Genomic DNA, 11,828 nt, shown 5'->3' with positions numbered 1-11,828 from the left:
CAGGGTCAGCCCGCCGCGAGGACGGTGATGCCGATGGCGACCAGCAGGGCGACCTTCACGCCCTCCAGCGCCACGTAGTACAGGTGCCCCCGGGAGCGGGGCTGGTCGTCCTCGCCGGCGAGCACCCGGTCGGACCGCTTGTTCAGGCGCGGCCGGACGACGCCGAGCTGCACGGCGAGCAGCACCACCAGGACGGCGGTGAGCACGGAGACGGCGACCGGCGGGCCGCCGGCCGCGACCGCGGCGGCCACCGCGACGGCCAGCACGATCTCGACGAGGTTGAGGGCGCGGAAGACGATGCGGCCGATGCCCAGCCCGATCGGGATGGTCACGCCCGGCGCGCGGAACTTCAGCGGTGCCTCGAGGAACGAGATGCCGAGCACCATCCCGAGCCAGAGGAAGGTCAGGGCGCCTGCCGTGGCGGCCGCGGTCGCGTTCATGGTCGTCGAAGGCCTTTCGCAGAGGATTCGGGTATCCGAGGGGGATGCCGGCGGACGGTCAGGTGCGCCGGAGGCGGGCGAGGCAGGCGGCGGGCTCGGCGAACGGTTCGAGCCCTTCGGCCTCGACCGGCGCGTCCAGCTCGGCCAGCGCGCCCCGCATGAGGCCGAGGTGGACGTCGCAGACCAGCGGCCCGTACTCCTCGGCCAGCTCCAGGAACGGGCAGTGCCGCAGCCGGACGACGTCGCCGGCGGGGTCGGGGTCGGGCGCGAAGTCGAGGTCGGCGAGCAGCGCGGTGAGCCGCTCGGTCGCGTCGCCGGCGCTCGTCCGGGCGAACGGCGGCGGCCGGTCGACCAGGAAGCGGCCCCACTCGCGGCCGGCGCGCTCGGCCTCCCGGCGCCCGTCGGGCCCGGCGCCCGCGAGCCGGCTGAGCAGGATCTGTGCCAGCAGCCGGTAGCCGCGCGAGCCGCCGCGGTCCATGCCGGGGCAGGCCGTGTAGACGGTGCGGGGCCGGCCGGGTCCGGACGGCCGTTCCAGGGTCCTCTCGGCCGTGCCGTCCGCCACCAGGGCGTCCAGGTGGAACCGCGCGGTGTTCGGGTGGACGCCGAGCCGCTCGGCGACGTCGGCGACGCCGAGCGGGGCGCCGGCGGCGCGCAGGGCGTCCAGGATCTCGCGGCGGCGGTGCCGTTCGGAGGGCATGGCCCTCATCCTTCCCCGGGCCGCGGCAGCGCCGCGATCAGGGGGTGGTCCCGGTCGAGCGGGCCGAGCTTCGACGCGCCGCCGGGCGAGCCGAGGTCGTCGAAGAACTCGGCGTTGGCCGGGGTGTAGGCCGCCCACCGGTCCGGGACGTCGTCCTCGTAGTAGATCGCCTCGACGGGGCACACCGGCTCGCAGGCGCCGCAGTCGACGCACTCGTCCGGATGGATGTAGAGCGAGCGGGCGCCCTCGTAGATGCAGTCGACCGGGCATTCGTCGACGCAGGCCCGGTCCTTGACGTCCACGCACGGCTCGGCGATCACGTAGGTCACGGCGTTGCCCCCCCTCCAAGGGTTTTTACAAATAGTACATGTAATAATAGTGGCAACAGAGAGGGGCACCCATGTCCGACGTGTTCATCCAGGCCACCGAGACCGACCCGGCCGTCCGCGCCGCCACCGAGGTGCGGGGCGTCCACCGGCGGCTGCTCGACCGGCTCGCCGCCCTCGCCGAGCACGAACCCGGCCAGGACCACGCGGTCCTGGCCGGGTTCCTCGACGGCGAGCTGCGCCGCCACCTCGCCGCCGCCGACGAGGCCCTCTACGCGCCCGCGTCCGGCGCGCCGGAGACGCGGCTGCTCGTCCGGGCGCTGCGCGCCACCGTCGCCGAGATCGAGGCGCTGGCGGGCGCGTTCCCCACCACCGCCGACCCGGTGCGCGCCGCCCGCGACCTCGCGGCCGTCCTCGCCGTGCACTTCACCGTGGAGGAGACGGTGCTCCTGCCGGCGCTCGCCGCGCTGCCCGGCGCCGACGTCGGCCTCATGGCCGCCGACCTGGACACGCTGCTCGACGGCGGGCGGCTGGAGCGGCCGGACGAGATCGACGTCCGGGAGATCCCGCGCGGGCAGCGGCACCCCCGGATCTTCGCCCGCTTCGCGCGGCTCGCGCCAGGCGAGTCGTTCACGCTGGTCAACAACCACGACCCCAAGCACCTGCGGCGCGAGTTCGAGCTGGCCCACCCGTCCGCGTTCACCTGGGACTACGTCGAGTCCGGGCCGGAGCTGTGGCGGGTGCGCATCGGCCGCCCCGCCGCCTGACCCCGCGCCGGGCCTACGTCAGCCCTGCGGAGCGCAGGTGAGGTCGCGCGCGGGCAGCCGCCCGGTCAGCAGGTACGCGTTCACCTGCCCGGTCACGCAGTCGTTCTTGTATCCGCGCTGGTAGGGGGCGTGGACGTTCGCTCCCTCGAGCGTGATCATGCGGGAGCCGGGCAGCAGCCCGTGCAGCGCGCGGCTCGACGCGTAGATCGTCCTGGTGTCGCCCGTCGCCGCCACCATCAGCGCGGGCAGCCGCCCGCCGACCTCGGTGAGGGGTTCGCGCGGACCGCCCGGCCAGAACGCGCACGGGTTGACGCCCCGGGTGAGCGGGGCGAAGACCGGGCTGGCCGCTCGGTGCCGCTGGATGTCGCGCCAGTACGACTCCGGGTCGCGGCGGGCCGCGGCGTCCCCGCAGATGATCGCGCTCTGGCCGCTGCCGTAGAGCGACTCGTCGCCGTCGGTCAGGAACGCCAGCTCTTCGTCGAGGTCCTTGCCCGGCTGGGCCGGCCGCTCCGCCGCCGCCTCGCCGAACACCCGCACCGCCTCGGCGAGGACGGCCCGTGCCGCGTCCTCGTCGTCGCCGAGGTAGTCGAACAGGACGACCGGGACGAGCGAGTCGTCCACGCGGTGCCGGCCGACCTTCAGGGGCCTGCGGGCGGACGCGTCGACGATCGCGCGGACCTCGGCCAGGACCTCCGCCCGGGTGCCGCCCAGTCCGTACTCGGCGTCGCGCTTCGCCGCCCACGCCGCCCAGTCCGCGAGCGCGTGGTCGTTGGCGTCCTCCGTGCCGGCGAGCAGCGACGGCCCCCAGCTCCGCGGGTCGACCGAGCTGTCCAGGACGGTCCGGTCGAGGCGGCCGGGGAACATCGTCGCGTAGACCGCGCCGAGGTAGGTGCCGTAGGAGCCGCCGTTGTAGGAGACCTTCCTTTCGCCGAGCGCGCCCCGGACGACGTCCATGTCGCGGGCGATGTTGCGGGTGCTGATGTAGGGCAGCTCGGCGCCGTTCGTCCGGGCGCAGCGGGCGGCCAGGTCGCGGGCGAACCGGACCGACCGCTGGAACGAGCGCCGGGTCTCCCCCGCCGACCTGATCCAGGTGGCGGAGGGCCAGCCGCAGTCGATCGTGGCGCTGCGGCCGAGCGAGCGCGGGTCCATGCCGATCAGGTCGTAGCGCGGGCCCGCGGCGCCCATGAGGTCGCGCATGTAGGGCGGCATGTCGATGGCGGGGCCGGGGCCGCCGCCGTTGAGCACCATCGTGCCGATGCGGTGCGCGCGGTCGGACGCGGCGAGCCGGGAGATCGCGATCTTGATCGTGCGGCCGCCCGGGCGGGCGTAGTCGAGCGGGACGGTCACGTCCGCGCAGCGTGCGCCCGCCTCGTCCAGGCCGCGCCCCACCTCGTCGTCCGGGCCGAGCGTGCACGTCTTCCAGGTGAGGTGCTGGGAGTAGTAGCGGCCGAGGCCGCCCTCGGTGGACACGCCCGGCGCGGCGCTCGCCACCGCCGGAACGGAGGCCGCCAAGGCGGTCGCCGTCAGTCCCGCCACGGCCGTGGCCCGGGTCCTGCTCGTGGTCATGACGTCTCCGTTCCGGGACGGTCGCACAGGCCGGTCTGGACGAGGTCCAGCTCGTCGTCGAAGGCCGCCTGCGTGGCGGGGTTCTCGTTGAAGGCGATCGAGACGCGGCGGCCGCCGGGCGCGACGCCCGCGAGAGTGGTGAACCCGTCGATGTCGCCGGCGTGGCCCCACCAGGTGCCGCCGCAGCGCAGCGGCGTCCCGATCAGCCCCAGCCCGTAGGCGGCGCCCGGCCACGTGCGGTCGGTGTCGGCGGGAACGGTCCGCTCCATCTGGGCGAGCATCCCCGCGGGCAGCAGGTGCCCGCCGAGCAGCGCGCCGTAGAACGCGTTCACGTCGCGCGGGGTGGAGATCAGCGCACCGCCGGCCCAGGCGACCGTCGTGTTCATCTCGGTGCTGTCGGCCCGGCGGACCGGCCCGTCGCCTTCGACGCGGACGTAGCCGCGCGGGTGCGGGCCCCTGATCCGGGTCTCGTCACCGGGCCAGTACGTGCCGTGCAGGCCGAGCGGCCGGATGATCCGCCGCTCGGTCTCGTCCTCCAGGCGGTGCCCGGTGACCTTCTCCACGATCAGCCCCGCGACGACGTAGTTGGTCGTGGAGTAGTGCCATCCCCCGCCGGGGCCGGGGAGCCGCAGCGCCCGGCGCACGAGCTCCTCGGGCTCGAAGTGCCGGAAGCGGAACTCGTCCGTGCTCTGGAAGGAGTCCATGTGGTCGGGCAGGCCGCTGGTGTGGCGCAGCAGGCTCCGGACGGTGATGTGCCGCCCGTCGTGGCCGTTCGCGTCGATGAACCCGGGCAGGTAGCGGGCGACCGGCGCGTCCAGCGAGACGCGGCCCTCGGCGGCCAACCGCAGGACGGTGACGGCGGTGAACGTCTTGGTGATGCTGCCGATGCGCACGCGCGGGTCCGTGGGCATCGGCCGTCCCGTACGGCGGTCGGCGACCCCGCTCGCGGCCGTCCACGTCACGCAGCGCGGGTCGTCGATCCGGACGGTCGCGCCGGTCAGCCCGTCGACGCCGGTGACGCGATGCAGGGCGCGGGTGGTGGCGGCGTGGTCGCCGCATCCGGGCGGAGTGAGGGCGTGCGCGGGCGCCGGGAAGGCCGCGGCCCCGGCGATGGCGGCGCCGGCGGCGACCGCCGACCGGCGGACGGCCCGCCGGCGCCTCGGTTCTGGTGTCGTCATGTGCTTCGACGCTAGGCGCGCGCGGGCCCCGGCGCAGTGACGCGATCACCCCGGTTCGCCGTCGGGCAGGCCGGTACGGCCATGGTGGGGGCAGCCCCACATCCGGGGCGGACGAGTCGATCGGCGCAGCCGCCGGGACCGCCGGGCACCGGCCGGCCCGGCCGCCGCTGATCCGGTGGAAGCGTCGACCAAAGTCGGTGCCCGCGCCGACCGTGGACCGCTCCCGGGCCGGTGCGGGCTCGCTAGCGTTGCCGGCATGGACCCCGCCGGCCCCTCCCCCGCGACCGGCCCGTCCCGCCTCGCCGGCCCGCTCGACCTGCGGCGCCCGTGGCGGGACTGGCTCGGCGACCTCGGCGTCACCGCCGGGGCGGCGGTGCTGGGCCTGCTGCTGCTCCAGGGGACGCTGGACGACCCGACGCCCGGCCAGCGGATCGTCGTGCCGCTGGACCTGTCGGTCGGCGCGGCCTCCCTGGTGTTCCTGCTGCTGTTCCGGCGGCGCTTCCCGGTGGCCGTCGCGGTGACGATGGTGTTCGCGCAGTGGACGGCCACCTCGACGCTGGGCACGGCCGCCGCCGCCATGTACTCGCTGGCGATGTTGCGGCCCTGGCGGACCCTCCTTCCGGTCGCCGCCGCGAACATGGCGCTGATCACCACGCTGTTCTGGATCACCTCGCCCTGGGACCAGTTCCGCCAGGGCATCGTCATCTTCGGCCTGATCTACGCCGTGCTGATCACGACGGGGATGCTGGTGCGGTCGCGGCGGCAGCTCATCGCCTCCATGGAGGAGCGGGCGCGCGCCGCCGAGGAGGGGCAGCGGCTGCGGGTGGAGGAGGCGCGGCTGCTGGAGCGCGAGCGGATCGCGCGGGAGATGCACGACGTCCTCGCGCACCGGATCTCGCTGCTGGCGGTGCACGCGGGGGCGCTGGAGTTCCGCCCGGACGCGCCCGCCGACCAGCGCGCCGCCGCCGGGGTCATCCGGCAGAGCGCCTACGAGGCGATGGAGGACCTGCGCGAGGTGATCGGGGTGCTGCGCGGCGATCCCGGCGGCGCGGACGCCGACCGCCCGCAGCCCGCGCTCGCCGACGTCCCGGACCTGGTGCGGGAGTCGTCGTCCGCCGGGAGCGAGGTGGTCCTGGACGACCGGGTGCCCGACCCGGCGGGGATCCCCGTCCGGGTCGGCCGGCACGCCTACCGGATCGTGCAGGAGGGGCTGACCAACGCCCGCAAGCACGCGCCGGGCGCGGGGGTCCGGGTGACGCTCGAGGCGCCCGGCGGGACGGCGCTGACCATCGAGATCGTGAACCCGATCCCGCCCGGGCCGCCGCCCGCAGCGGCGCTGCCGGGCGCGGGCGCCGGGCTGGTGGGGCTCGGCGAGCGGGTGGCGCTGCTCGGCGGCACGCTGGAGCACGGCCGGACCGGGGACGGCCGGTTCCGGCTGCGCGCCCGCCTGCCGCTCCCCGGCTGAGCCGCGGTCGTCCGGGCACGTCCGCGCACGTCCGGGTAGGTCGGACGCATGGCCGCCGCGAGTTGCGGGCATGGCCGTGAACATGGCTTCTGACTCCGCACGTCCCGTCCCGGAGGAACTCGACCGGCAGGAGTGCCTGCGGCTCATCGCACCGGGCGGCATCGGTCGGATCGCCTTCGATGACGGCGAAGGGCCGACGGTGATCCCGGTGAACTACGCCGTCGACGGCGAATCGGTGGTGTTCCGCACCTCGCTGGAGGGCCGGCTCAACCGGAGCCTGCTGACCGCCGTGCCGGGCGGGCAGGTGCGGGCCGCGTTCGAGGTCGACGCGTTCCAGGACAGCACCCACGAGGGGTGGAGCGTGCTGGTGCGCGGTGGCGCCAAACCCCTCGGCGCCGAGGAGAAGGAGCGCGCGGTCCGGGTCGACCCGTGGGCCGGGGGCCAGCGGGAGGCGTGGTTCAGGCTGACGGCGATGGAGGTCAGCGGTCGGCGGCTCCGGCGGCCGTAGGAGCGGGCCCGGCGGCCATAGGGTTGGGGGATGGACTCCCCTCCCATCCGTGTGCTGATCGTGGACGACGACGCGCTCGTCCGGGCGGGGCTGTCGATGATGCTCGCGGGCGCCGGTGACCTGGAGGTGGTCGGGGACGTCGCGGACGGCGCGGAGGCGGTGCCCGCGGTGAACGAGCACCGCCCGGACGTGGTGCTGATGGACATCCGGATGCCGCGGCTGGACGGGCTGGCCGCCACGGAGCTGCTCCGCGCGCGGCGCGACCCGCCGGAGATCATCCTGCTGACGACGTTCGACACCGACGACCACATCCTGCGCGCGATGCGCGCGGGCGCGAGCGGGTTCCTGCTCAAGCACACCCCGCCGCCGGAGATCATCCAGGCGATCCGGCAGGTCGCCGCCGGGGAGCCGATGCTGTCACCGGCGGTGCTGCGCCGGATGATGTCGTTCGTCGCCGAGGCGGGCGCCGATCCGCGCAAGGCCCGTGCCCGCGCGCTGCTGGAGCGGCTCAGCGAGGGCGAGCGGGCGGTCGCGGTGCGGGTCGGGCAGGGCAAGACCAACAGCGAGATCGGCCGCGAGCTCTCGCTGAGCGTCGCGACGGTGAAGGCGTACGTGTCGCGGCTGCTGACCAAGCTGGAGCTGAACAACCGGGTGCAGGTCGCGCTGCTGGTGAACGACGCCGATCTCGACGGGTAGCCGCGCGGCGCCGCCGCTGAGCGGGCGCGGAACGGGACGTCCCCGCCGTCCGGCCGGTCACTCGCGGGGGGCGAGCGGGACGTGCCGCAGCAGCACCGCCGCCGCCAGGCCGACCGCCAGGAGCGGCAGGCCGGTGAGGAACAGGTCGGAGAACGCCTGCGCGAAGGCTTCGGCGACGCCGTGCCGGACCGGCCCGGGGAGGGTGTCGAGCACTTCGGGCCGGACGGCGTCACCGAAGGCGGGCACCCTCCCGGCCGGGACGCGGCGCCCGATCTCCTCGGCGAACCGGCTGGAGACGATGCCGCCGAACACCGCCATCCCGGCGGCGGTGCCGAGCATGCGGGACGCGAACACGCCGGAGCTCGCGGCGCCGAGGTCCCGCTTCGGCGCCGCGTTCTGCGCGATCAGCATGACGACCTGCTGCGACAAGCCCGCCCCGAAGCCGAGGACGGTCATGTAGAGCCCGGCGGTGACGAGGCCGGTGCGCACGTCCATGGTGGCGAGCAGGGCGACGCCGACGGCGCTGATCGCCATGCTGGCGGCGGGCAGCCGGTGGTAGCGGCCGGTCCGCGCGATGTACCGTCCGGCGCCCATCGAGGCGACCAGCAGGCCGATCATCATCGGCAGCAGCAGGAGCCCGGACTCGGTGGCGCCGACTCCCCCGACGACCTGGAAGAACATGGGCAGGTACGTGGCGAGCCCGAAGCCGGTCGCGCCGCCGACCGCGGCGACGGCGCACGCCACCGCGAACGACCGGTCGCGGAACAGCCGCGGCGGGATGATCGCCTCGGCGGCGCGGCGCTCCACGAGCACCCAGGCGGCGAACAGCACCACCGACCCGGCGGCGAGCGCGCGGATTTCCGCCGAGTCCCACGCGTACCGGGTCCCTGCCCAGCTGGTGAGGAGCGTGAAGCAGGTGACGGCGGCGCCGAGCACGGCGATGCCCGCGTAGTCGATCCGGGGTCGCCGGTCCGGCTTCGGCAGCCGCAGGAACGCCAGGGTGATCGCGGTGGCGGCCATGCCGAGCGGCAGGTTGACGTAGAAGACCCACCTCCAGGACGCGTGGTCGGTGAGGAAGCCGCCGACCAGCGGCCCCGCAATGCTGGACACCGCGAAGATCAGCGCCGAGTAGCCCTGGTAGCGGGCCCGTTCGCGCGGCTCGAACAGCTCGCCCGTCAGCGCGAACATCGAGCTCATCAGGCACCCGGCGGCCGCTCCCTGGACGACGCGGAACGCGATCAGCGCGTCCATCGAGGGCGCCGCCCCGCACGCCGCCGAGCCTGCCAGGAACCCGATCAGCCCGACGAGGAGGATCGGGCGGCGGCCGAACAGGTCCCCGAGCCGTCCGGACAGCGGGACGGTGACGCTGGTGGCCAGCACGTACGCGGTGGAGACCCAGGCGAGCCGGTCCAGCCCGCCGAGGTCGCCGACGATCGTCGGCAGCGCGGTGCCGAGGACCGTTGCGTCCAGGGACGACATCAGCCCGGCGAGCATCAGCCCGCCGAACACCAGGACCCGGTGCCGGCGGCTCATGCCCGCCGGCGCGTCATGGGCGATCGTCATGTGCACCTCTCATTCATATGCTTAAGGCAGATAGATGCTAAGCACAGCAATATGAGGGACGCAACCGGACTAGACTGGGCGGCATGACCGACGAGGCACTGGACGCCGTCGAGCGGAACATGGTCAAGCTGCGGCGCGGCATGTCCCGGCAGCGGCTCGGCAGGGCGGCGATCCGGGACCACAACCTCCCCGTCGACGTGCAGGTCCTGCACGTCGTGGACGTCGTGGACGAGGGCCCCGACGGGCCCGGCCAGGAGATGAGCGTCGGCCTGGTCGCCACCCGCCTCGGCGTCGACGCCTCGCGCGGCAGCCGCATCGTCGCCGAGGCCGTCAAGTCCGGGTACGTCCGCCGCGTCGCGTCCCAGGAGGACGGCCGCCGCATCCACCTGGAGCTGACCCCGGCGGGCCGGTCCGTCGTCGCGGCGACCCGCCGCACCCGCCAGGAGCACTTCGCCAAGGCCATGCGCGACTGGAGCGACGGCGAGCGCGCCGAGTTCGCGCGGCTGCTCGCCCGCTTCGTCGACGCCTACGAAGACTGACCGCGACCGCGATTTGGCCGGTCCATGACCTTGCCGGAAACGGTTCGCCGCCGTCCGCGGCTAACGTCGGAAGCATGAGCGCCGACGCGGACCTCGATCGGATCATCGACGCCGCCACCCGGCTGTTCGCCGAACTCGGGTTCGACGGGACGTCGCCGCGCCTGATCGCGGACGCGGCGGGGGTCGACCCCGCCACCGTCGACCGCCTGACCGGTGGCAAGACCGAGCTGTACCGGAAGGTGATGCGCCGGGCCACCGACGCCGAGAAGCGGGCGGTCGGCGGCGCCGTCGGCGACTTCACACCGACCCGGCAGGGCGTCGAGCGGCTGGTGGACCGGTACCTCGACTTCTACGCCGCGCACCCCGAGTACCTCGGCCTGTGGCTGCACCGCCGGACCGGCGACGCCGCCGACACCGCCGACCTGGACGAGCTGTACGTCCGGCCGCGGCTCGGCGGGGTCGCCGAGGCGCTGCGGGAGGCGGTCCCCGGCGACATCGACCTCGACCTGACGATCTGGACGTTCCCCTGGGTCATCTCCGGTTTCCTCAGCCAGCGGGCGCTCGGCACGCGCACGGGGGCGGAGTCCGACACCGACGGCCCCTACCGGAACATCTCACCGGACGAGCTGGAGCGTTTCCGCGCCCACCTGCACACGCTCCTGGAACGGATGCTCACCCTGCCCGACGGGGCGGACCGCTGACCTCAGGGCAGGACGACCGGTTCGAGCCGGGGCCGCTTCGCGGTGCGGCCGTCGCCCGAGGAGCGTCCGCGCAGCCGCCGGACGACCCACGGCCCCAGGAACCGGCCCGCCCAGGCGGCCTCCGTGCCCGCCCGGCGCAACGGCGGGACGGGCGGCAGCGGCGGGAGCGCGGCGGACCAGGACGTGTCGCCGCCCGGCAGGCCCAGCGCGTGCGCGGCCGCCGCGGCGATGCGCGCGTGCCCGAGCGGGCTCGCGTGGATGCGGTCGGGGCTCCACAGCCGCGGGTCCGTCGTCACGGGATGCGGGAACGTGTCCACCACCAGCGCGCCGTGCCGGCCGGCGGCCGTCCGGATGCGCTCGTTGAGGTCCACCACCCGCGGCCGCAGGTGCCGCACCAGCGGCGCGATCTTCGCGACGTCGGGGAAGGTGAACGTGACCACCCGCGCCCCGGCCCCGGTGAACGCCGCCAGCATCGCCTCCAGCTCGGCGGCCACGGCCCGTGCGTCGAAACCGGGCCGGACCAGGTCGTTCATCCCCGCCATGACGGTGACCAGGTCCGGTCGCAGGGCGAGCGCCGCCTCGGTCTGCTCCGCCCGCACCCCCGCCGCGAGCCGCCCGCGCACCGCGAGGTTGGCGTAGCGGACACCGGCGTCCTGCGCGGCGAGCAGCTCCGCGAGCCGGTCCGCCCATCCCCGGTACCCGGTCAGCTCGTCACCGTCGTTGAGGCCCTCGGTCTGGCTGTCCCCCACCGCGACGTACCGGAGGTACCCCATCAGCCGACCCGCTGCCTCAATACGGCCAGGGCCCACTCGCCCCACCGCTCGTTCTCGCGCTCGAACGCCAGGCCGCGCATCAGCGTCAGGTAGGGCCCGACGCGCTCGGCGTGCGCGAGGAACTCCTCCTCGGTGCGGCCGCCCAGCAGCCTCGCCCGCAGCCGCTCGAACCGGGCGATCTTCGCCCGCGCCCACTCCACCCGCTCCTCGACGGCGGTGCGCACGCCCTCGGCGTCCCCGGCGTCGACGGCCTGCACCATGACCATCATCTCGTCGCGGATCGCCCCGGGGCGCGGCGGCCCGGCGGTGAACTCCCGCAGCTCCCGCCGCCCCTCCTCGGTCAGCGAGAACAGCCGCTTGTTCGGCCGCCGCTCCTGCTCGACGACCCGCGCCTCGACCAGGCCGTCCTCGCGCATCCGGTCGAGCTCCCGGTACAGCTGCTGCGGGGTGGCCATCCAGAAGTTGGCCACCGACGCGTCGAATCCCTTGGCCAGGTCGTACCCCGACGCCTCGCCCTCCAGCAGCGCGGCCATCACCGCATGACGCAACGACATGCCCTGACCATAACCCCGCGCGATTACTCAAATTGTTGAGTACCCGCAGATGTGA

At 74.7% G+C, this 11,828-nt stretch carries 14 protein-coding genes; 6 read left to right on the top strand and 8 right to left on the bottom strand.

The window, feature by feature from the left end:
- Positions 1 to 5 precede the first annotated feature (5 nt).
- Genes J4557_RS18605 through fdxA form a run of 3 tightly spaced genes read right to left on the bottom strand, consistent with a single transcriptional unit; the run spans position 6 to position 1,466 of the window.
- On the bottom strand, positions 6 to 440 hold the full coding sequence (locus tag J4557_RS18605) for a hypothetical protein (RefSeq protein ID WP_208267983.1): 435 nt from the start codon (positions 438 to 440) through the stop codon (positions 6 to 8).
- Positions 441 to 498: 58 nt separating this feature from the next.
- Positions 499 to 1,137: a helix-turn-helix transcriptional regulator gene (locus tag J4557_RS18600; RefSeq protein WP_208267982.1), complete on the bottom strand. Its 639-nt coding sequence runs from the start codon at positions 1,135 to 1,137 to the stop codon at positions 499 to 501.
- 5 nt (positions 1,138 to 1,142) lie between these two features.
- A complete protein-coding gene (fdxA, locus tag J4557_RS18595) occupies positions 1,143 to 1,466 on the bottom strand; it encodes a ferredoxin (RefSeq protein ID WP_208267981.1) in 324 nt (107 codons plus the stop codon).
- 71 nt (positions 1,467 to 1,537) lie between these two features.
- On the opposite strand from fdxA, the gene J4557_RS18590 reads away from it, so the two are divergent.
- Positions 1,538 to 2,230 (top strand): DUF2249 domain-containing protein, encoded by a 693-nt coding sequence (locus J4557_RS18590; RefSeq protein ID WP_208267980.1) that lies wholly within the window; start codon positions 1,538 to 1,540, stop codon positions 2,228 to 2,230.
- Positions 2,231 to 2,248: 18 nt separating this feature from the next.
- Here the strand turns inward: J4557_RS18590 and J4557_RS18585 are convergent, their stop codons facing one another.
- Positions 2,249 to 3,796, bottom strand: coding sequence for an alpha/beta hydrolase (locus J4557_RS18585; RefSeq protein WP_208267979.1), 1,548 nt, complete (start codon positions 3,794 to 3,796; stop codon positions 2,249 to 2,251).
- A complete protein-coding gene (locus tag J4557_RS18580) occupies positions 3,793 to 4,974 on the bottom strand; it encodes a serine hydrolase domain-containing protein (RefSeq protein WP_208267978.1) in 1,182 nt (393 codons plus the stop codon). The genes J4557_RS18585 and J4557_RS18580 overlap by 4 nt, the downstream gene beginning before the upstream one ends.
- Positions 4,975 to 5,230: 256 nt before the next feature.
- Between J4557_RS18580 and J4557_RS18575 the strand changes: the two genes are divergently transcribed.
- From J4557_RS18575 to J4557_RS18565, 3 genes are all read left to right on the top strand, one after another.
- Positions 5,231 to 6,439, top strand: a complete 1,209-nt coding sequence (locus tag J4557_RS18575) for a sensor histidine kinase (RefSeq protein WP_208267977.1) — start codon at positions 5,231 to 5,233, stop codon at positions 6,437 to 6,439.
- Between the two features lie 82 nt (positions 6,440 to 6,521).
- Positions 6,522 to 6,947 (top strand): pyridoxamine 5'-phosphate oxidase family protein, encoded by a 426-nt coding sequence (locus tag J4557_RS18570; protein ID WP_243775979.1) that lies wholly within the window; start codon positions 6,522 to 6,524, stop codon positions 6,945 to 6,947.
- Positions 6,948 to 6,977: 30 nt separating this feature from the next.
- Positions 6,978 to 7,643, top strand: coding sequence for a response regulator transcription factor (locus tag J4557_RS18565; RefSeq protein ID WP_208267976.1), 666 nt, complete (start codon positions 6,978 to 6,980; stop codon positions 7,641 to 7,643).
- Positions 7,644 to 7,700: 57 nt separating this feature from the next.
- On the opposite strand, the gene J4557_RS18560 is transcribed toward J4557_RS18565, so the two are convergent.
- Positions 7,701 to 9,206: an MDR family MFS transporter gene (locus tag J4557_RS18560; protein ID WP_208267975.1), complete on the bottom strand. Its 1,506-nt coding sequence runs from the start codon at positions 9,204 to 9,206 to the stop codon at positions 7,701 to 7,703.
- Between the two features lie 83 nt (positions 9,207 to 9,289).
- Here J4557_RS18560 and J4557_RS18555 point away from each other — a divergent pair, with 83 nt between their 5' ends.
- Together J4557_RS18555 and J4557_RS18550 are read left to right on the top strand one after the other, a co-directional pair.
- Positions 9,290 to 9,745, top strand: a complete 456-nt coding sequence (locus J4557_RS18555) for a MarR family winged helix-turn-helix transcriptional regulator (RefSeq protein WP_208267974.1) — start codon at positions 9,290 to 9,292, stop codon at positions 9,743 to 9,745.
- A 74-nt stretch (positions 9,746 to 9,819) separates the two neighbouring features.
- Positions 9,820 to 10,446, top strand: coding sequence for a TetR/AcrR family transcriptional regulator (locus tag J4557_RS18550; protein WP_208267973.1), 627 nt, complete (start codon positions 9,820 to 9,822; stop codon positions 10,444 to 10,446).
- A gap of 2 nt (positions 10,447 to 10,448) precedes the next feature.
- Here J4557_RS18550 and J4557_RS18545 read toward each other — a convergent pair whose 3' ends face one another.
- Both J4557_RS18545 and J4557_RS18540 read right to left on the bottom strand, forming a co-directional pair.
- Positions 10,449 to 11,219 (bottom strand): SGNH/GDSL hydrolase family protein, encoded by a 771-nt coding sequence (locus tag J4557_RS18545; RefSeq protein ID WP_208267972.1) that lies wholly within the window; start codon positions 11,217 to 11,219, stop codon positions 10,449 to 10,451.
- Entirely contained in the window at positions 11,219 to 11,773 is a 555-nt protein-coding gene (locus tag J4557_RS18540) for a PadR family transcriptional regulator (protein WP_208267971.1), read from the bottom strand. The genes J4557_RS18545 and J4557_RS18540 overlap by 1 nt, the downstream gene beginning before the upstream one ends.
- Between the last annotated feature and the right edge of the window lie 55 nt (positions 11,774 to 11,828).

Source organism: Actinomadura nitritigenes, from assembly GCF_017573545.1.
Classification (GTDB): domain Bacteria; phylum Actinomycetota; class Actinomycetes; order Streptosporangiales; family Streptosporangiaceae; genus Spirillospora; species Spirillospora nitritigenes.
This window is presented reverse-complemented; position numbering and strand designations above follow the sequence as displayed.